We start from the raw sequence: 19,558 nt of genomic DNA, 5'->3' as shown, positions 1-19,558 counted from the left end.
TGGCAGAATCGGCACACGTGTCAGCTCGTGAAAAGCCTTCCTCCGGTCTTGTCGGCGCCGGAATTCTGATTGTCGACAAAGAGGCGGGTATCACCAGCCACGACGTGGTCGCTCGGTGCCGCAAGTTGTTGAACACCCGGAAGGTGGGACACGCCGGGACGCTGGATCCCATGGCGACCGGTGTTCTCGTTCTCGGCGTCGAGCGTGCGACCAAGTTGCTCGGACTCCTGGCGCTGACAACCAAGGCGTACTCGGCGACCATTCGCCTCGGGGCAGCGACGGACACGGACGATGCCGAGGGGGAGGTCCTGACCTCCGCAGACGCTTCGCAGGTGACGGACGCGGAGATCGCGGCGATCGTGGCCACGCTGACCGGGGACATCAAGCAGATCCCGGCAAGCGTGAGCGCTATCAAGGTGGACGGTCAGCGCGCACATGCTCTGGTGCGTGCGGGAGAAACCGTCGAGCTGGCGCCGCGTCCGGTAACGGTGTCGACTTTCGAGGTTCTGGCTCGGCGAGATGTCCCGGGTGGCTTCGTCGATCTGGACGTCGACGTGGAGTGCTCGTCCGGTACGTACATCCGCTCGCTTGCCCGCGACCTCGGTCGTGAATTGGGCGTCGGCGGTCATTTGACGGCACTGCGCCGCACCCGCGTCGGGCCGTTCACTCTCGAACATGCGCGCACGCTCGAAGATCTCGCGGATCAGCCGGGTGTGAGCCTCGACATCGATCAGGCCGCGCAGACGGCTTTTCCGCATCGGCAGATCACGGCGGAGGAAGCCGAGGCGATCAGCCAGGGGCGCTGGCTCGAGCCGATCGGGATGAAGGGGATCTGTGCGGCGATCGATCCCACCGGTCACACGATTGCGCTTCTGCAGGAGAAGGGTCGACGCGCCAGTTCGGTGATGGTCGTGCGACCGGCGACGCTTCGCGGGTGATCGTCCGCGAGCGTGTCGACGGCGACCTCGACGGTTGCGTCGATGCGCTGGTACAGGTCCACGAGTGCGACGGATATCCGAACACGTGGCCGCAACACCCGCGCCGCTGGCTCAGTTCGCCCACGGTGGTGAAGGCGTGGGTCGGTGAGAGTGACGGTCGTGTTGTCGGTCATGTGGCCGTCGACAGCGAGGTCGCAGGTGCGCCCACAACCGCGGGATCGATAGCCGTGTCGCGATTGTTCGTTCATCCCGGCTCACGTGGACACGGCCTCAGCGATGCGCTACTTGATGCCGTGACGGATTTCGCAGCCGAGAGTCGGTCGGAACTGGTGCTCGACGTCGTCGACGACGCTCTGCCGGCGATCGCGCTGTACGAGCGTCGAGGGTGGGTGTACGTCGACGAGAGGCTCGCCGACTGGACCCGGACCGACGGCGTCCGGCCCGTGGAACGCCGATACCGACTGCCGCTTTGACTACCTCGGCTAGACGAGCCAAATTGCTTGAGCGACTGGACTTCCCAAGTCGATGGTGTTGGGGCTGTCGCCGAGTCGAACGGACACTGTCCCGGCGAAATCGCGGCGCTCCTCGACGGTGATCTCGACATCGAGACTGACGCCGACGGAATCGAAGTACCGGAGCATTTCGGGATCGGAATCGGAGATCCGGGCAACGCGGCCCCGCTCACCGTTGGCGAAGTCGCTGAGCTGGCGGGCCGGGGGAGTCGGCACCGAACCGTCGGTGGCGGGAATGGGATCACCGTGCGGGTCACGTTCGGGGAAGCCCAGTTTGGCGTCCATCCGCGAGATCATCAGATCGGAAACGGCGTGTTCGAGGACTTCGGCCTCGTCGTGGACTTCGTCCCAGCCGTATCCGAGTTCCTGAACCAGATAGGTCTCGATCAACCGGTGGCGCCGGACCATGGAGACGGCGGCGGCGCGGCCGCTGTCGGTCAGGGCGATGGATCCGTAGCGGGCGTGATCGACCAGGCCCTGGTCCGAGAGTTTGCGGATCGCCTCGGACACCGTCGAGGCCGAGACGCTCATTTTCTCGGACAGGAGCTTGGTGGAAACCCGCTCGTGGGACCACTCCTGGATAGTCCAGATGACCTTGAGGTAGTCCTGGGCCACCGACGAGAGTGCGAGCGTGTCGATTGCCGCGTCGTGCGCCGAAGTGCTGTCGCCATCCGACGTCGATGATGCTTCCGAGGTTCCGGTCTTGTGAGCTGCCACAACGCTTAGCTTAGGCTACGAAATCCGGAACTTCCGTACGTGAGCGGCAGCACAGCGGTGATTCGCTGGGCGGGTCCGAACGTGACCCGCCGCCGGTGGACCCGTAGGCTGCCAATCGTGCTGAGATGGCGTGGTCTCGACGAAGTTCCGGCCGATTGGGGTCGTTGTGTGCTCACTATCGGTGTGTTCGACGGTGTGCATCGTGGGCATGCCCAATTGATAGCGAGAGCGGTTACCGCTGCCCGCAAACGTGGTGTTCCGAGCGTGTTGATGACGTTCGACCCGCATCCCATGGAGGTTGTGCGGCCGGGTAGTCATCCAGCCCAGTTGACGACGCTGCAACGGCGTGCGGAATTGGCTCAGGATCTGGGCATCGACGTGTTCTGCGTGATGCCGTTCACTGCTGATTTCATGAAGCTGACGCCGGAGCGCTACGTCCACGAGATTCTCGTCGAACGTCTACATGTCGCCGAGGTCGTGGTGGGGGACAACTTCACCTTCGGCAAGAAGGCGCTCGGCAATGTCGATCTTCTTCGTGAAATGGGCGCTCGCTTCGGCTTTGCCGTCGACGGCGTCCAGCTGCTCGCCGAGCATGCGGTGACGTTCTCGTCGACCTACATCCGCTCGTGCGTCGACGCAGGCGACATGGAAGCGGCTACCGAAGCTCTGGGCCGTCCACATCGTGTCGAAGGTGTGGTCGTCCACGGTGACAAGCGTGGACGCGAGTTGGGGTTCCCGACGGCCAACGTTGCACCGCCGATGTTTTCGGCGATTCCGGCCGACGGCGTGTACGCGGCGTGGTTCACGGTGCTCGGTGCCGGCGAGGAACTCGGAACCGTCGTTCCCGGTCGCCGATACCAAGCCGCGGTGTCTGTGGGTACCAATCCGACCTTCTCCGGCCGGACCCGAACCGTCGAGGCATACGTTCTCGACACCGAAGCAGACCTGTACGGACAACACGTCGCGGTCGACCTGGTTTCGCGGATTCGCGGTATGGAGAAGTTCGACTCGATCGAGTCGCTCATCACGGCGATGAACCGAGATGTCGAACGCGCACGCCGGATTCTGAGTGAGGATGCAGAACGTAGCGTCGGTTGAGTTCCTCCTGTGTCAGTGGCGGCCGCCACATTCGCTCCAGGTGGGCGAGAGCGCCTCATTGTTGCTGGTAGGATCTTCTCTCGGTGCGTGCTGCGGTTTGCGGTGGCCGCGCCCGATCTAGTTCCTTTCACGCAAACGTCATCACAGGAGTGAATCAAGTGGCATTGACCACGGAAGAAAAGAAGGCCGTTCTCGGCGAGTACGGCTTGCACGAGACCGACACGGGATCGCCTGAAGCTCAGGTGGCAATGCTCACCAAGCGCATCACCGATCTCACCGAGCACCTCAAGACCCACAAGCATGACCACCACTCGCGTCGTGGACTGCTCTTGATGGTCGGTCGCCGTCGTCGTCTGCTGAAGTACGTGGCAAAGACCGACGTCGCTCGCTACCGCACGCTCATCGAGCGTCTCGGCCTGCGTCGCTAGATTTTTCTCACGACGCTGATCGAAAGCAACACGGCATGCTTCGGTTTGCCGAACACTCCGTCAGCCGGCGAAGCCACGCATATACTTGGCTTCGCTGGCTTTCGGCGTTAGCTGCCGCAAGGCAGTTTCCGCTGTCGGCGCTATGCACAGTTGTCTAGGCGCAGTTGTGCAGTACGCAGCCAGCACACCGTATGCACCAGAGAACGTGGTGTCGGTTGTCGGTAGTGGTTCTCCGGACCGGGCAAGAGCCCGAAAGCTCCGGCGGACTTCGATCGACGGCCGCCCGAACGTCGTGACGTCCCGAAGCAGAAATCGCTCGCATCGCAAGGAGCGTCTGCAATTCAAGAGGGGGACGTCCCTCGGTGCGCAGTTTCCACCAGGAGGGTGGAAACGCCCGCGCGGGTACGGCGAAGACGAGAGGGAAGTGAAGAGAAAAGAATGACAGAGAATTCCGTAGTAGAGGTCGACGAAGGCGTGTTCGAATCCACCGCCGTGATCGACAACGGGTCCTTCGGTACCCGCACCATCCGTTTCGAGACCGGACGCCTTGCTCAGCAGGCCGCCGGCGCCGTCGTTGCTTACCTGGACGACGAGACCATGCTGCTGTCCGCCACGAGCGCCAGCAAGCACCCCAAGGAGCACTTCGACTTCTTCCCCCTGACGGTGGACGTCGAAGAGCGTATGTACGCAGCGGGCCGCATCCCCGGTTCGTTCTTCCGTCGTGAGGGACGCCCCTCCACCGACGCGATCCTGACTTGCCGCCTCATCGACCGGCCGCTGCGCCCGTCCTTCGTCGACGGTCTCCGTAACGAGATCCAGGTCGTCGTCACGGTCATGAGCCTCAACCCCCAGGATCTGTACGACGTCGTGGCCATCAACGCCGCTTCCGCGTCGACGCAGATCGCCGGCCTGCCGTTCTCCGGACCCGTCGGTGGCGTGCGCGTTGCACTCATCGTCTCGGACGAGAACAAGACCGGCCAGTGGGTTGCATTCCCGACGGTCGATCAGCTCGAGAACGCCGTCTTCGACATGGTCGTCGCCGGCCGCGTCGTTTCCGGTAGCGGTGACAACGCCGACGTCGCGATCATGATGGTCGAGGCCGAGGCCACCGACAACGTCATCGCGAAGATCGCCGACGGCGCTCAGGCACCGACCGAGGCCATTGTCGCCGAGGGCCTCGAGGCCGCCAAGCCGTTCATCGCACGCCTGTGCGCTGCACAGGCAGCACTTGCATCCAAGGCTGCAAAGCCCACGGGTGACTACCCGGTCTTCCCGGCGTACCAGGACGACGTTTTTGCTGCCGTCGAGGCTGCTGCGTCCGAAAAGCTCAATGCCGCACTGACAATCGCCGGCAAGCAGGAACGCGACGACAAGACCGACGAGGTCAAGGTCGAGGTTCTCGAGCAGGTTGCACCCAACTTCGAAGGCCGCGAGAAGGAACTGGGAGCAGCGTTCCGCTCGCTCACCAAGAAGCTGGTTCGCCAGCGCATCCTGCGCGATCAGTTCCGCATCGACGGCCGCGGCGTCACGGACATCCGTTCGCTGTCCGCCGAGGTCGCGATCATCCCGCGCGCACACGGCTCCGCACTGTTCGAGCGCGGCGAGACCCAGATCCTGGGTGTCACCACTCTCGACATGGTGAAGATGGCTCAGCAGGTCGACTCGCTCGGTCCCGAGACCACCAAGCGCTACATGCATCATTACAACTTCCCGCCGTACTCCACCGGTGAGACGGGCCGCGTCGGTTCGCCGAAGCGTCGCGAAATCGGTCACGGTGCACTCGCCGAGCGCGCCCTCATGCCGGTTCTGCCCAGCGTCGAAGAGTTCCCTTACGCGATTCGCCAGGTCTCCGAGGCTCTGAGCTCCAACGGTTCCACCTCGATGGGCTCGGTGTGCGCGTCCACGCTCGCACTGCTCAACGCCGGTGTGCCGCTTCGCGCTCCGGTTGCCGGTATCGCCATGGGTCTGGTTTCCGACCAGGTCGACGGCGAAACCCGTTACGTCGCGCTGACCGACATCCTCGGCGCCGAAGACGCCTTCGGCGACATGGACTTCAAGGTCGCAGGTACCAAGGACTTCGTCACGGCCCTGCAGCTGGACACGAAGCTCGACGGCATCCCGTCGCAGGTCCTCGCCGGTGCACTCTCGCAGGCCAAGGACGCACGGACCACGATCCTCGAGGTCATGGCGGAAGCCATCGACACCCCGGACGAGATGAGCCCGTTCGCTCCCCGCGTGACGGCCATCAAGGTCCCCGTCGACAAGATCGGTGAGGTCATCGGCCCCAAGGGCAAGATGATCAACTCCATCACCGAGCAGACCGGTGCCAACATCTCCATCGAAGACGACGGCACCGTGTTCGTCGGCGCCACCGATGGACCGTCTGCACAGGCCGCGATCGACATGATCAACGCCATTGCCAACCCGCAGCTCCCCAAGGTCGGCGAGCGGTTCCTGGGCACGGTCGTCAAGACCACCGCCTTCGGTGCCTTCGTTTCGCTCCTGCCGGGACGCGACGGACTGGTGCACATCTCGAAGCTGGGCAGCGGTAAGCGCATTGCCAAGGTCGAAGACGTGGTCAACGTCGGATCCAAGATCCGCGTCGAGATCGCCGACATCGATGCACGTGGCAAGATCTCGCTGATCCCGGTCGAAGAGGGCAACGACGAGGCTGCCGCTCCGGCCGCCGACGAGGCTGCTTCCGAGTAGATCTCACTTCGTACTCTGATGCGGCCCCGCGCGGATTTCCGTGCGGGGCCGCATCTGTACTGTCTGTAGACACAGAGCCTGTAGATACCTGATTGACCACTTGCACCGAGGACTGCTGAACCTTTTCATGGCAAAGACCACTCCCAACACCACGCGCAGCCGCAGCGCTGTGCTGAAATCGCCGATCGATGCGACTCCCGAATCCGGAGTACAGCGCACGGTCCTTCCCGGCGGCCTGCGCGTCGTCACCGAGTTCATTCCCGGTGTGCGTTCCGCCTCCGTCGGTGTGTGGGTCGGAGTCGGCTCGCGCGACGAGCAGCCGAGTGTGGCCGGTGCCGCGCATTTTCTCGAGCACCTGCTGTTCAAGTCGACGCCGTCACGGACGGCGTTGGACATCGCGCAGGTCATGGATGGTGTGGGCGGCGAACTCAATGCATTCACGTCGAAGGAACACACCTGTTTCTACGCGCACGTGATCGACGACGACCTTCCGATGGCGGTTGACCTTGTCGCCGACGTCGTGCTGCGAGGGCGTTGCAGAACCGCGGACGTCGACGTCGAGCGGCAAGTAGTGCTCGAAGAGATCGCGATGCGTGACGACGATCCGGAAGACTTGCTCGGCGATGCGTTCCTGACCGCGTTGTTCGGCGATCATCCTGTCGGCCGTCCGATCATCGGTAGCGTCGAATCGATCGAGTCGATGTCGCGCAATCAGTTGCATTCCTTCCATGTTCGGCGTTACACACCGCAGCGGATGGTGCTGGCCGTAGCGGGAAACGTCGACCACAAGCACGTTGTGACGCTCGCTCGCCGTGCATTTGCCGGACATCTCGAGCGCGGGGTCAAGCCGGCGCCGCGGCGCGAAGGCACTCTGCGTTTGCGAACGATGCCTGAACTGAGCTTGACCCACCGCGACAGCGAGCAGGTCCACCTTGCGCTCGGGGTACGCGCGTTCGGCCGGCACGAGGGCCATCGCTGGGCGCTGTCGGTGCTCAACGCCGCAGTGGGCGGTGGGCTGAGTTCTCGTCTGTTCCAAGAGATTCGGGAGAAGCGCGGGCTGGCGTACTCCGTCTATTCCGGCGTCGACACCTTCGCGGACACCGGAGCGTTCTCCGTGTATGCAGGTTGCCAGCCGGAGAACCTCGGGGAGGTTGCCACGGTTATCCGCGAGGTACTCGCGAACGTGGCGACGGACGGAATCACCGATGCCGAGATCGCCCGCGCCAAGGGATCGCTGCGCGGCGGATTGGTTCTGGCACTGGAAGATTCAGGCTCACGCATGAACCGTATCGGTCGCAGTGAACTGAACTACGGCAACCATCGCAGTGTTGCGCAGACGCTCACGACCATCGACGCAGTCACCTCCGAAGAGGTGCTCGAGGTGGCGCAGGTGCTCTTGACGAGGCCGTTTGCAGCCGCCGTCGTGGGTCCGTACAAGCGGGTTCGTGACCTCCCCGCGTCGGTACGCGGGATCGTGGGCAAGTAGTTCGAACTATCGAAATCGGGGTGTGCAGTTGAAGATCCGTGGTGCAGTGCTCGAAGAGATCGGCCGGAAGCGTCCCTTCGCAGAGTCGACTCCGATTTCGATTTCGGAACTCGATCTCGAATCCCCGGGCCCGGGTGAGATCCTGGTCAAGATCGAAGCTGCCGGGCTTTGTCACTCCGACCTCTCCGTGGTCGACGGCAATCGGGTACGACCCGTGCCGATGTTGTTGGGCCATGAGGCGGCAGGTCGAATCATCGAACTCGGCGACGGAGTTGATTCGTTGTCGGTGGGCACCCGCGTCGTGATGACTTTTCTTCCGCGGTGCGGTGAATGCGCGGGATGCGCCACTGACGGCCGGATGCCTTGCACGGTGGGTAGCGCTGCCAACAACGACGGCAGTTTGCTCGGTGGCGCGCATCGACTGCGGCGCTCCGGCGAGAACGTCAAACATCATCTCGGTGTTTCGGGTTTCGCGACGCATGCTGTGGTCAACGCCAAGTCGGTTGTTCCCGTCGACGACGACATCCCGGCCGAAATTGCAGCCGTACTCGGTTGCGCGGTGTTGACCGGTGGGGGAGCGCTCCTCAACGCGGCGAAGCCTCGCCCGGCAGACACCGTGATGGTGGTCGGCTTGGGTGGCGTCGGGATGGCCGCAATCCTGACGGCGAGGGCACTCGGGGTCGAGAACGTCATCGGTGTCGACGCACTGGAATCCAAGCTGGCTCAGGCGCTGGAACTGGGCGCGACCGAGGTCTTCACACCGTCCGGCCTGTCCGAGAGTGGCGTTCGCGCAGACATCGTCGTCGAGGCCGCGGGAAATGCTCGGGCCTTCGAGACAGCGGTGGCTGCGACGGCAGCGGGTGGCACGACCGTCACGGTCGGGTTGCCGGCGCCTGACGCGCGCTCGTCGATCTCACCTCTCGGACTGGTCGCCGAAGCGCGGACCATCATCGGCAGCTACCTGGGATCTGCGGTCCCGTCCCGCGACATCCCGATCTACGCGCAGTTGTGGCGCGACGGGAAGCTGCCGGTCGAGAAGCTCATTTCCTCGCGAATCGAATTGGCCGACATCAATTCGGGCATGGACGAACTCGCCGACGGAAAAGCAATCCGACAGGTCATTATCTTCGACGCAGAGTAGGTGCACGTCGGTGTTATGCAGCGGAAATGAGGCGTTTGCGCTCCCGATTCCCTCCCGAGTCGCCACGGAAAATCGTTACCCGTTGTAACGCTCCTCTCGTACTGGACGACTACTCGAATGACGTTGCGTGACGCCCCGGGGGTCGGTCGTACGTTTTCCAAAAGTTGATTGGGGAGAAGATATGCCGGTTCGTGGGTTCTTTTCGCGACATCGAATACTGGCGGGTGCAGTAGCGCCCGCAGCGCTCGGCGTGGCCGCACTGGTCGCGGTTGCGGTCGCTGTGGACTCTCCGGAGTCACGCACGATCGAGACACAATTGACGTCGTCGGTCACCGAGTGTCACGACATGGTCAGCATCGCGGTTGCCGGTCGACACGACACACCGGACGCTTCGACGGTGAAGATGTTGCTGGGAGCCGACGGGAAGCCGCTGCCGGCCGCCCTGTCCGGTGACTACAAGAGTGAACGCGTCGACCAGGTGATCAACCCGGCAGGCTCCGTCAACGCGAACAAGCCCGGCTCGTACGCGGCTGTGTATATCGCGTACCCGGCCAACATGGCGTCCTACGAGGATGCCGTCGCTGCCGGCGCTGCAAATACGCAGTCCGTGATGAGTGCCATCGCCAAGGAATGCCCGAAGACTCAGTTCTCGATCGTCGGGTACAGCGAAGGCGCCGATGTGGTGCGTCGCGTCGCGATGGACATCGGTACGCAGGAGAACAACGAGTTCGGGGTCGACCCGGACAAGGTTGTCGGTGTGGTCATGCTGGCGGATGCAGGCCGTGAAGCGGGCGACGGCACGTTCCTCGGTGCCACGAATCCGTTCACGAACCCGGATAACTTCAATACGAAGTACCAGAACGGCACCTCCGCGACACCTGGCGAAGGTGTACTCCCCGGCACTGCCGGAGGTTTCGGCAAGCTGAACGGCAAGGTCGCGTCCTTCTGCTCGGACGGTGACTTCACCTGCTCGGCTCCCAGCAACATCTCTCTGTTGATCTTGGCGGCAAATGTCGGTCGGCAGTTGAACATCGACCAACTCGAAGCGCAGGGTCTGAACCCGGCCACCGGTCAGGACGTCGCGGTGGTGTTCGGCCAGATCGTCTTCGAGGCGTTCGCAGACATTTCGTCCAATCCCAACTGGATGCAGAGTGACGAGACATTCCTTCAGGTGATGCTCAAGGTCTCGGATCCGGAGTACAAGCCCGGAAAAACACCCGCGCCGGCGCCGGTAGCCGAGGGCGAGACGGTGTCCACCGACAAGGTGTCTCCGCTGGCATATCTGCCGCAGAAGCTTTTCAAGGAGATTGTCGGTCTGATTGCTACCAACCAGAACACGATTCCCGTGATCTTGAGCGACCCCTACCAGCAGACACTCGCTCCAGACGTCGGACACCACTTCGATTACTGGCGAGATGCGGATGCGGCCAACGGCAAGCCGTTGACTTCAGCTGAGTACGCAGCGGCCTGGCTCACCTACCTCGCCCAGCAGGCGAAGGAAGGAAAGCCCGTCGACACAACTGCGAAGCCGACGCCGGAACAGATCAGTGCTGCTGTCGATGCCTACATGGCTGACGGCAATGCTGAGGGCGACGCCGCGGTGGCTGAAGGCACCGGAACCGGTCAGGCACCGGCCGGGACCACTGGCTCCACGGGATCTGCTGGAGCGCCCGCAACCACGTCACAGGTGCCTGCGGCAGGATCGGCGTCGGTCACATCGGGAGCGGTTGCCACTCCGACGGGTTCGGCGGCAGTGACGCCGACGTCGACAGTTCCGACCACACCGGTAGCGGGAACGGATGCAACGACGGCGCCCCCGACTACGACAGTGACGTCGACGACCACGACGACGAAGGTGCCGGTTCCGAACCCGTAATCCTTCTCGCCGGCGTTCGTCACACGAATAACGCTGTCACAGGCTGCGATCCGCAATTAGTTGCGGATCGCAGCCTGTTTTCGTGTACGGGTTACGCACAACGACCGTTGGTGCTTATCGTGGAAGGGAGGTTTCCGGATCACGAATCGTGGGTTTCACCGTGCACGAGCTGTCCATTGCGCAGAGTGTGGTCGAAGCCGTGTGTGAGCGTGCCGGCGAGCGACGAGTATCGAGCGTGCGGCTTGAAGTAGGGCAACTCTGCGCGGTGGTTCCACACTCTCTGCTGTTCTGCTTCGACGTCGTCACCGCGGGTACTCACGCCGAAGGTGCCAGCTTGCACATCGATGAGATTGCAACCAGCGCGCGATGCAAAAGCTGCGGCGTGATGTTCTCGCCGCCCGACATGTTCTTGCTGTGTGAATGCGGCAGTGCTGATGTCGAGGTGCTTGCCGGCCGAGAGTTACGGATCCTGTCGATGGAAGTGAGCTGAGCATGTGCGCGACGTGTGGGTGCGGGGACACCACAGGACCTCGGGTGTCGGTAGTCGCAGATGGAGAACACGAGCAGGAACACGACGGTCACGGGCACGGGCACGGTCACGAGCACGACCATGAGCACGGCCACCCCGACCACACCGTGATTCTCGAGCAACAGGTGCTCGCCAAGAACGACGGCATTGCGGTTCACAATCGTCAGTGGATGCGGAGCCGCCGAATCACGGCGCTCAACATCATGAGTTCCCCCGGCGCGGGGAAGACGACATTGCTGGCGCGAACTATCCGGGAGCTCGGATGTCAGCGACCGATAGCCGTGATCGAAGGTGACCAGGAAACCCGGCTCGACGCCGAGCGGATCCGAGAGACCGGCGCGTCGGTGGTGCAGGTGAATACCGGGGCCGGATGTCACCTCGATGCCGCGATGATCGACCGCGCACTGCGCGCCTTGGATCCCGCTGAAGAATCGCTGCTTCTGATCGAAAACGTCGGAAACCTGGTGTGCCCCGCGCTCTTCGACCTCGGCGAGGAAGGCAAGGTTGTCCTAATTTCGACGCCGGAGGGGGCAGACAAGCCGAAAAAGTACCCACACATCTTCGCTGTCGCGGACCTCGTGGTGATCAACAAGATCGACTTGCTCCCATACGTCGAGTTCGACGTCGATGCCTGCGTCGAGCAGGCGAGAATACTCAATCCTGCTGTGCGCGTTGTTGTTTTGTCTGCCACGACAGGTGAGGGCATGGACGAGTGGTACGAGTGGATCGGTAGTCGTTCGGCGATTTCTCCGGTGGCCGTTGACAACTGATCTGCTCGGGTAGTTAATGAAATGAGTGGGTGCCACGCAAGTGGGCCGAGGTTCGACTCCGGTGGCGTCAGCGTTTCGGTGCCGCGGCAATTCGAGGCCACAGAGTCTTGAGGCCATAGCGTGTCAGGCCAGTCGCGGCGCTGAGAGTCAAGGCGCAAGTGCACCCGTGAAAGCGGCTGACATGGACACACAAAAATCGACTGCTGGCACCACGGCGGAACCTGCCTCCGAAAGCGCAGCTACCCCCGCAAGCGCAGCGGCCAAAGCGGAAGAAACTCTGATCCACGTGCTGTGGATCAATGCCGGTCTCAGTTGCGACGGAGATTCGGTGGCGCTCACTGCAGCCACGCAACCCAGTATCGAGGAGATCGCGCTCGGCGCCTTGCCCGGCCTGCCGCAGGTAGCGGTTCATTGGCCGCTCATCGACTTCGAATGCGGACCGCAGGGTGGCGCTGACGATTTCCTGGAGTGGTTTTGGAAAGCCGACCGCGGAGAACTGGAACCCTTTGTTCTTGTCGTCGAAGGATCGATACCGAACGAGAAACTTCACGACGAGGGGTATTGGTGCGGCTTCGGGAACAATCGCGAAACCGGCCAACCGGTCACCACGAGCGAATGGCTCGACAAGCTGGCACCGAAAGCCACTGCGGTAGTTGCGGTCGGTACGTGCGCGACCTACGGCGGCATACATGCGATGGCCGGCAATCCGACCGGTGCGATGGGCGTGCCGGACTATCTCGGGTGGACCTGGAAATCGAAGGCGGGCATCCCGATCGTCTGCGTTCCCGGGTGTCCCATTCAGCCGGACAACCTCTCCGAGACCCTGACCTACCTTCTGTACATGACCACTGATCAGGCGCCGATGATTCCCTTGGACGAATCCCTGCGCCCGCAGTGGCTTTTCGGTGCCACCGTACACGAGGGCTGTGACCGTGGTGGGTACTACGAGCAGGGTGAGTTCGCGACGGAGTACGGGTCACCGAAGTGCATCGTCAAACTCGGATGTTGGGGACCGGTCGTGAAATGCAATGTCCCCAAACGTGGTTGGATCAACGGAGTCGGCGGGTGTCCTAATGTCGGCGGGATCTGCATCGGGTGCACGATGCCGGGATTCCCCGACAAGTTCATGCCGTTCATGGATGAACCACCTGGCGGCAAACTCTCCACCAATGCGGTGGGAATGTACGGGTCCGTGATCCACAGTCTCCGCCGGATCACCGGAAACACGTTGGACAAGGAACCGCACTGGCGCGAGCGCGGGTCGAAATTACTCACTGGTGCAACGCGTACGTGGTGACCGACCGGATACATTCAAATCAGTTCGTGAGCAACGTCTCTGGGAGGCACTGCAATGACGGCCATCGTTCCCGAACCCACCTCGACTGCAGACCGCGACGGTCTTGTCGAGATGGCGTGGGACCCCATCACCCGAATCGTCGGCAGTCTGGGTATCTACACCAAGATCGACTTCGCCAATCGCGAAGTGGTGGAGTGTCACAGCACGTCGTCGATCTTTCGTGGGTATTCCCTGTTCATGAAGGGGAAGGACCCGCGCGACGCGCATTTCATCACCAGTCGTATCTGCGGCATCTGCGGTGACAATCACGCCACATGCTCGTGCTACGCACAGAACATGGCGTACGGCGTCAAGCCGCCGCATCTGGGCGAGTGGATCGTCAATCTCGGCGAGGCCGCCGAGTACATGTTCGACCACAACATCTTTCAAGAGAATCTTGTCGCCGTCGACTACTGCGAGAAGATGGTCTCCGAGACGAATCCCGGTGTGCTGGCGCAGGCAGAGAACACGCGCTGCCCGCACGAGGAGCAGCACGGGTATCGCACGATCGCGGACATCATGCGGACTCTCAACCCGTTCACGGGTGAGTTCTATCGCGAAGCGTTGCAAGTCTCGCGTTCGACTCGCGAAATGTTCTGCTTGATGGAGGGAAGGCACGTTCACCCGTCGACGCTCTATCCCGGCGGCGTCGGCACCGTCGCGACGATCGAACTGATGACGGACTACATGTCGCGGCTGATGCGGTACGTCGAATTCATGAAGAAGGTCGTGCCGATGCACGACGACCTGTTCGACTTCTTCTACCAGGCGATGCCTGGTTACGAAAAGGTTGGCCTGCGGCGGACCCTGCTGGGTTGTTGGGGATCGTTCCAAGACCCCGAGTACTGCAATTTCTCCTACAAGGACATGACCGACTGGGGCCGGAAGATGTTTGTCACTCCCGGTGTGGTTGTCGACGGAAAGTTGGTCACCACGGATCTGGTGGACATCAACCTCGGTATCCGAATCATGCTGGGCTCCTCGTATTACGAGGACTGGAGTGATCAGGAGATGTTCGTCAAAACCGATCCGCTGGGTAACCCGGTCGATCGCAGGCACCCGTGGAATCAGCACACCAACCCCCACCCGCAGAAGCGGAACCTTGAGGACAAGTACAGCTGGGTCATGTCACCGCGATGGTTCGACGGAAAAGACAACCTTGCTCTGGACACGGGCGGGGGAGCATTGGCTCGTCTGTGGAGCACCGCTCTGGCCGGCCTGGTCGACATCGGATACCTGGAGTCGACCGGACACAGTGTGAAGATCAATCTTCCGAAAACAGCACTGAAGGGTCCTGTCTCGCTCGAGTGGAAGATTCCCGAACATGGCAGCAATACCCTCGAAAGAAACCGCGCGCGAACGTATTTCCAGGCATACGCAGCCGCGGCTGCCCTTCATTTCGCCGAGAAGGCGCTTGTCGAGATCCGGGCCGGCCGGACCAAGACGTGGGAGTCGTTCGAGGTCCCGGACGAGGGTATCGGTTGCGGATTCACCGAAGCCGTCCGCGGAGTTCTCTCACACCACATGGTGATTCGTGACGGAAAAATCGCGAACTATCACCCGTACCCACCGACACCGTGGAATGCGAGCCCGCGCGACAGCTACGGAACCCCCGGTCCGTACGAGGATGCCGTGCAGGGTCAGCCGATCTTCGAGGAGAACGATCGAGACCACTTCAAGGGCATCGACATCATGCGGACCGTGCGTAGTTTCGATCCCTGCCTGCCGTGTGGTGTTCACATGTATCTCGGCGGTGGCAAGACCCTGGAGAAGTTGCACTCTCCGACGCAGTCCGTGACCGGGGAGTGATCGATGGAGCAATCGGCCGACTACTGGCGCGGAGCAGGTGAGCGCATCGAGACGTTGTTGCAGGCCAACGCCGGCGCAGGCCCGGTGGCGAGAGATCGCGCCGAGCAACTGGTGCGTGAAGTCGTGCAGTTGTACGGCGCAGCACTCGAACGCACCGTCGCTCTGGCAGATCCGGCCACGATGGATGCGATGGTTCGCGACGATCTGGTGTCCAGCCTGCTACTGGTGCACGGACTTCACCCGCACGACGTGGAGACCCGCGTCCGCACTGCGCTCGACAGCGTGCGTCCGTACCTCGGTTCGCACGGAGGCGACGTCGAACTGATCGAGGTGGCGGACGGCGTGGTGCGACTACGGCTTCTCGGAAGCTGTAACAGTTGCCCTTCGTCCTCGGTGACCCTCGAAACCGCGGTCCAGGACGCGGTGCAGGCGGCGGCACCCGAGACCACCGGAATCGATGTCGAAACACCGGATTCGCACGAGCTGAAGTCGGGTGTGATTTCGGTCGAGTCCCTGTTCTCGCACGTTCACGCCGACGGGGGAGGTACGCACTGGGTGGAGGTCCCCGAATTCGCCGAAGTCGAGGTGGGAGAGGTCGCGGGCTTCCGCGTGTCGGGCACCGATCTGTTGGTCTGCCGCTCCGGTGACGATCTGTACGCGTATCGCGACCATTGCCCGGTGTGTGAGCACTCGATGGCGGGGGCTGTGCTCGAACGCATGATGGGCCGTCCTGCCCGAGACGCCGCTGTCCTCACCTGTCCGACGTGCTCTGCCCACTTCAGTGTGTACGGGGCGGGAGCGCGGGTGGGCACCGGCTCCGAGCACCTGGCGCCTGTGCCGGTGCTGATTCGCGACGGAGTGCTCTCGGTCGCGCTTGCTGACGAGTCTGTGATACCGGTGACCTAGCCGTGAACGCAGCCCCGTCATGAAAGTCACTGTGGGAGAGGTGCTCACACGAATCGCCTCGTCGCGTGTCGTTCCGACCGGACCGAGGTGTGAGATGTGTGCGGCGGGCATAGGCGACGAACACCAGCACGTCGTGGACGTACAGGTCCGGAGCCTGATGTGCGTGTGCCGACCGTGCTATCTACTCTTTGCACCGGTCGACGCGGACCTTCGATACAAAGCGGTTCCCGATCGGTACCTCGAGTTTCCGGACTTCGACCTCGGCCCTGGCCGGTGGGAGTCTCTGGAAATCCCCGTCGGCCTGGCATTCTTCTTCCGCAACTCACTCCTCGACAAGTACATAGTCTTCTATCCGGGACCGGCCGGAGCTACCGAATCCGAGTTGCCCATCGACTCGTTCGAGACTGTGCTCGAGGAGAATCCGGGGCTCGCGCAGATGCGGGCCGACGTCGAGGCGTTGATCGTGTCGGTGCCCACGTCAGGACAATCGCCGAGATGCTTCGTTGTTCCCATCGACGCCTGTTACGAACTGGTGGGACGATTGCGCACCGTGTGGCGCGGATTCGACGGTGGCCAGGATGCCGCACGCGCAGTGGACGAGTTCTTCGGGCGCGTCGAGGCGCGAAGCAGGTCGGCATGACTGTTCTCGACTTCTCGATCGACAACATGGAGGTGGAACCGTACGCGGTTACGCCGAATCTGACGGTGAAATTGAGAATGTCGGAATCCACCGGCACGACCGTCCGTGCGGTGGCTCTGCGCGCGCAGGTACGAATCGAACCACACCGCCGACCGTACTCCGACGCCGAAGGCGAAGGTCTGCGCGATCTCTTCGGTCCGCGGGAGCGTTGGTCGAGTACGCTGCGCACCTTCCTGTGGATGGAATGTTCCACGGTCGTTCAAGGATTCACCGGAACAACGGTCGCGGCCTTGCCCATGGCGTGTACGTACGACTTCTCGGTGACGGCGTCGAAGTACATGCACGCACTCGGAGACGGAACGATTCCGATCGTGGTTCTACTGAGCGGCACGGTATTCACCGACGGACCGCGTGGTTTCTCCGTGCAGCAGATCCCGTGGGACAGATCTGCTACCTACGAATTGCCGGTCGACGTGTGGAAACAGCTGATGGCTGCGCATTATCCGGCGTCTGGTTGGGTACGCCTCGACCATGAGACGATTGCCGATCTCGTGCGGTTCAAGGCAGCGCACGGCCTCACGGACCTCGATTCAGCCGTGCGGCAGTTGCTGACGGCGAGCCAGGTGCCGCGATGACTCGAACGGGGATGGATCACGACGTTCGGGCCGTGGCCGACGCCGTCCTGTACGAGGGATATCTTCTCTATCCCTACCGGGCCGGCTCGGCGAAGAATCAATCCCGTTGGCAGTTCGGGGTTCTCGGACCGCCCGGCGCCGCCGAGGTCGGAGTCGGCGAGGAACCGTCGATGTCCGCGCAATGTCTGCTCGGCGAATTCGAGCGGAACGGCGTCGAAGTGACTGCGACTGTGAGATTTCTGCACCACCAGTCGCGGACGGTTGAACGACTCGGCGCCGGCGGGGCGTGGATCCCGGTCGATCGGTTGGTAGTCGACGAGCGGGAGTCCATCTCGTGGGACGAAGCCACCGAGTCCGAGATCGTGTTGGGTCCGTGGGGTCTGGACGAACTCGAGGCCGGCGTCCAAGAAACCTTCTGTGCGGCCGGAGTTGTCGAAGGAGAGACTCTGTCGGACTCTCGGGGCAGGGTGGTCGGACGGATCATTCGGACACGGCTTCCGGTGAATGGCCTCTTGGCGGTGAGCGCCTCCGCCGGGGACGGACGCACGGTGATTTCGGTGGAGATCATGAACGCCACGAGCGTCGACGCACGGGACAAGGGCACGGCCACCGCGCAATCGATGCTGGGGACTCACGTCATTGTGAACTGCACAGGCTCGAGGTTCCTGTCGTTGTTCGAAGAAGCAGATCACTCGGAGCAGTTGCGGCAAAATCGCTGTTATCCGGTGCTTGCGGGGACCGAGAACCCCACTCACCCTGGCACATCGCCCACCGTTCTGGTGTCACCGATCATCCTGTACGACTTTCCCGAGATTGCGCCGCAGAGCGAGGGATCTCTCTTCGACTCGACCGAGATCGACGAAATTCTCACCCTGAGAATCCTTGCCATGACCGACGAGGAAAAGGCGCGGGCGCGAGCTACCGACTCCAGAGCTGCCGACATCATCGACCGATGTGAGCGATTGACGGACGACGATCTAGCCGGCCTGCACGGCGTGCTGCGAGATTCGAATGCCGGTTCTGATCTGATACCCGAGGTGCCTGACGGTGTGGACTGGTGGACCCCGGAAGCCGACACCAGTGTTCAACCACGCACCGACGCAGTTCTGATCAACGGCGTCCGTGTCTCTGGTGGAAGTACGGTTCGGCTCCACCCCTCACGCCGCGCTGATGCTCAGGACCTGTTCTTCGACGGCCGGATCGCCCACGTCGCCACCATTCATGAAGACGTGGACGGCGACATTCATGTTGGGGTGACACTGTTGGACGATCCGGCCGCCGATCTGCACAACTGGTACGGCCGCTACCTGTACTTCGCGCCGGACGAGATAGAGCCGATGCCGCGCGACAGCGCGTGACGTACTCACAGGTATCGAACTTCACAGCTATCGAGAGGAGAACTCGCCATGAGGAGCATGGGATTGCTGTCGACGGCACTTCTCGGCGCCACCGCGATCGCAGCCGCGATCGTCCTGGTGGTGTCGATGCCGGACATCCAGCGCTATCTGCGAATGCGAAAGATGTAAAGCGCTGTGCGCGTGCTGATTGCAGGTGTCGGAAACATTTTTCTCGAAGACGACGGATTCGGCCCCGAAGTTGTTCGGGCGCTGCAGCATGAGAATCTCCCATCGGGAGCTCGCCTGGTCGACTACGGGATTCGGGGCGTGCATCTGGCGTACGACTTGTTGGAGTCGTGGGACGCCCTGGTCCTGATCGATGCCTTACCGGCGACCGGAGTTCCGGGCAAGCTCGCGATCATCGAAGTGGACCCCGAAAGTGAAGGCCCGCAAGGAGGTTTCGACGCGCACTCGATGCATCCGAGTTCGGTGTTTGCCAGCCTGCAGGCCCTCGGCGGAACACTCCCGCGGACGTTCGTGGTGGGGGCACATGCGAAATCGATCGGCGACGGAATCGGATTGAGTGCGGAGATGCGTGATTCGGTAGGGCAAGCCGCTTCGGCGGTGCTGGCACTCGTCCGGTCCATCGACGTGGACTGTGATGCCACCACACTGGGGCCGGAGGTGTGAG

The 19,558-nt window shown here is 62.5% G+C and carries 18 protein-coding genes; 17 read left to right on the top strand and 1 reads right to left on the bottom strand.

Annotated features, from left to right (window positions below; genetic code table 11):
* Positions 1–17 precede the first annotated feature (17 nt).
* Positions 18–938, top strand: a complete 921-nt coding sequence (truB, locus tag P3G66_RS05700) for a tRNA pseudouridine(55) synthase TruB (protein ID WP_020907442.1) — start codon at positions 18–20, stop codon at positions 936–938.
* Complete coding sequence (locus P3G66_RS05695; RefSeq protein WP_054188567.1) at positions 935–1,411, top strand: GNAT family N-acetyltransferase; 477 nt, start codon at positions 935–937, stop codon at positions 1,409–1,411. The genes truB and P3G66_RS05695 overlap by 4 nt, the downstream gene beginning before the upstream one ends.
* A gap of 9 nt (positions 1,412–1,420) precedes the next feature.
* Here P3G66_RS05695 and P3G66_RS05690 read toward each other — a convergent pair whose 3' ends face one another.
* Positions 1,421–2,167, bottom strand: coding sequence for a metal-dependent transcriptional regulator (locus P3G66_RS05690; protein WP_030535607.1), 747 nt, complete (start codon positions 2,165–2,167; stop codon positions 1,421–1,423).
* A 117-nt stretch (positions 2,168–2,284) separates the two neighbouring features.
* On the opposite strand from P3G66_RS05690, the gene P3G66_RS05685 reads away from it, so the two are divergent.
* From P3G66_RS05685 to P3G66_RS05615, 15 genes are all read left to right on the top strand, one after another.
* Positions 2,285–3,265 (top strand): bifunctional riboflavin kinase/FAD synthetase, encoded by a 981-nt coding sequence (locus P3G66_RS05685; RefSeq protein WP_003942148.1) that lies wholly within the window; start codon positions 2,285–2,287, stop codon positions 3,263–3,265.
* 158 nt (positions 3,266–3,423) lie between these two features.
* On the top strand, positions 3,424–3,693 hold the full coding sequence (rpsO, locus tag P3G66_RS05680) for a 30S ribosomal protein S15 (protein WP_007735061.1): 270 nt from the start codon (positions 3,424–3,426) through the stop codon (positions 3,691–3,693).
* A gap of 438 nt (positions 3,694–4,131) precedes the next feature.
* Positions 4,132–6,402: a polyribonucleotide nucleotidyltransferase gene (locus P3G66_RS05675; protein ID WP_003942275.1), complete on the top strand. Its 2,271-nt coding sequence runs from the start codon at positions 4,132–4,134 to the stop codon at positions 6,400–6,402.
* Positions 6,403–6,529: 127 nt separating this feature from the next.
* Entirely contained in the window at positions 6,530–7,888 is a 1,359-nt protein-coding gene (locus tag P3G66_RS05670) for a pitrilysin family protein (protein ID WP_073512270.1), read from the top strand.
* A gap of 28 nt (positions 7,889–7,916) precedes the next feature.
* Positions 7,917–9,029, top strand: a complete 1,113-nt coding sequence (locus P3G66_RS05665) for an alcohol dehydrogenase catalytic domain-containing protein (RefSeq protein WP_007735068.1) — start codon at positions 7,917–7,919, stop codon at positions 9,027–9,029.
* A gap of 181 nt (positions 9,030–9,210) precedes the next feature.
* Positions 9,211–10,905: a cutinase family protein gene (locus P3G66_RS05660; RefSeq protein WP_007735070.1), complete on the top strand. Its 1,695-nt coding sequence runs from the start codon at positions 9,211–9,213 to the stop codon at positions 10,903–10,905.
* Positions 10,906–11,065: 160 nt separating this feature from the next.
* Positions 11,066–11,395, top strand: a complete 330-nt coding sequence (hypA, locus tag P3G66_RS05655; protein WP_073512368.1) for a hydrogenase maturation nickel metallochaperone HypA — start codon at positions 11,066–11,068, stop codon at positions 11,393–11,395.
* A gap of 2 nt (positions 11,396–11,397) precedes the next feature.
* Complete coding sequence (gene hypB, locus P3G66_RS05650) at positions 11,398–12,204, top strand: hydrogenase nickel incorporation protein HypB (protein WP_042450725.1); 807 nt, start codon at positions 11,398–11,400, stop codon at positions 12,202–12,204.
* A gap of 181 nt (positions 12,205–12,385) precedes the next feature.
* Positions 12,386–13,501: a hydrogenase expression protein HypE gene (locus tag P3G66_RS05645; RefSeq protein WP_256669892.1), complete on the top strand. Its 1,116-nt coding sequence runs from the start codon at positions 12,386–12,388 to the stop codon at positions 13,499–13,501.
* A 54-nt stretch (positions 13,502–13,555) separates the two neighbouring features.
* Positions 13,556–15,349 (top strand): nickel-dependent hydrogenase large subunit, encoded by a 1,794-nt coding sequence (locus tag P3G66_RS05640; protein ID WP_007735075.1) that lies wholly within the window; start codon positions 13,556–13,558, stop codon positions 15,347–15,349.
* A 3-nt stretch (positions 15,350–15,352) separates the two neighbouring features.
* Positions 15,353–16,255, top strand: a complete 903-nt coding sequence (locus tag P3G66_RS05635; protein WP_030535602.1) for a NifU family protein — start codon at positions 15,353–15,355, stop codon at positions 16,253–16,255.
* 19 nt (positions 16,256–16,274) lie between these two features.
* Positions 16,275–16,895: a DUF5947 family protein gene (locus P3G66_RS05630; protein ID WP_042922570.1), complete on the top strand. Its 621-nt coding sequence runs from the start codon at positions 16,275–16,277 to the stop codon at positions 16,893–16,895.
* Positions 16,892–17,530, top strand: a complete 639-nt coding sequence (locus tag P3G66_RS05625) for a DUF6084 family protein (RefSeq protein WP_276116304.1) — start codon at positions 16,892–16,894, stop codon at positions 17,528–17,530. The genes P3G66_RS05630 and P3G66_RS05625 overlap by 4 nt, the downstream gene beginning before the upstream one ends.
* A complete protein-coding gene (locus P3G66_RS05620; protein WP_042450716.1) occupies positions 17,527–18,888 on the top strand; it encodes a hypothetical protein in 1,362 nt (453 codons plus the stop codon). The genes P3G66_RS05625 and P3G66_RS05620 overlap by 4 nt, the downstream gene beginning before the upstream one ends.
* Positions 18,889–19,062: 174 nt before the next feature.
* The gene (locus P3G66_RS05615) at positions 19,063–19,557 is read left to right on the top strand and encodes a hydrogenase maturation protease (RefSeq protein ID WP_003942183.1); all 495 of its coding nucleotides are present in this window, start codon (positions 19,063–19,065) and stop codon (positions 19,555–19,557) included.
* The last annotated feature ends 1 nt before the right edge of the window (position 19,558 follow it).

This window comes from Rhodococcus sp. C3V (assembly GCF_029269915.1).
Lineage (GTDB): Bacteria > Actinomycetota > Actinomycetes > Mycobacteriales > Mycobacteriaceae > Rhodococcus_F > Rhodococcus_F qingshengii.
Note: the sequence above shows the minus strand (reverse complement) of the source record. Positions and strands in the feature narration are given on the sequence as shown.

Coding starts and splice junctions, on each gene's coding strand:
- P3G66_RS05675 (WP_003942275.1), top strand. CDS start 4,132: ATGACAGAGAATTCCGTAGTAGAGGTCGACGAAGGCGTGTTCGAATCC.
- hypB (WP_042450725.1), top strand. CDS start 11,398: ATGTGCGCGACGTGTGGGTGCGGGGACACCACAGGACCTCGGGTGTCG.
- P3G66_RS05640 (WP_007735075.1), top strand. CDS start 13,556: ATGACGGCCATCGTTCCCGAACCCACCTCGACTGCAGACCGCGACGGT.
- P3G66_RS05645 (WP_256669892.1), top strand. CDS start 12,386: ATGGACACACAAAAATCGACTGCTGGCACCACGGCGGAACCTGCCTCC.
- P3G66_RS05660 (WP_007735070.1), top strand. CDS start 9,211: ATGCCGGTTCGTGGGTTCTTTTCGCGACATCGAATACTGGCGGGTGCA.
- P3G66_RS05625 (WP_276116304.1), top strand. CDS start 16,892: ATGACTGTTCTCGACTTCTCGATCGACAACATGGAGGTGGAACCGTAC.
- P3G66_RS05635 (WP_030535602.1), top strand. CDS start 15,353: ATGGAGCAATCGGCCGACTACTGGCGCGGAGCAGGTGAGCGCATCGAG.
- P3G66_RS05620 (WP_042450716.1), top strand. CDS start 17,527: ATGACTCGAACGGGGATGGATCACGACGTTCGGGCCGTGGCCGACGCC.
- P3G66_RS05670 (WP_073512270.1), top strand. CDS start 6,530: ATGGCAAAGACCACTCCCAACACCACGCGCAGCCGCAGCGCTGTGCTG.
- P3G66_RS05630 (WP_042922570.1), top strand. CDS start 16,275: ATGAAAGTCACTGTGGGAGAGGTGCTCACACGAATCGCCTCGTCGCGT.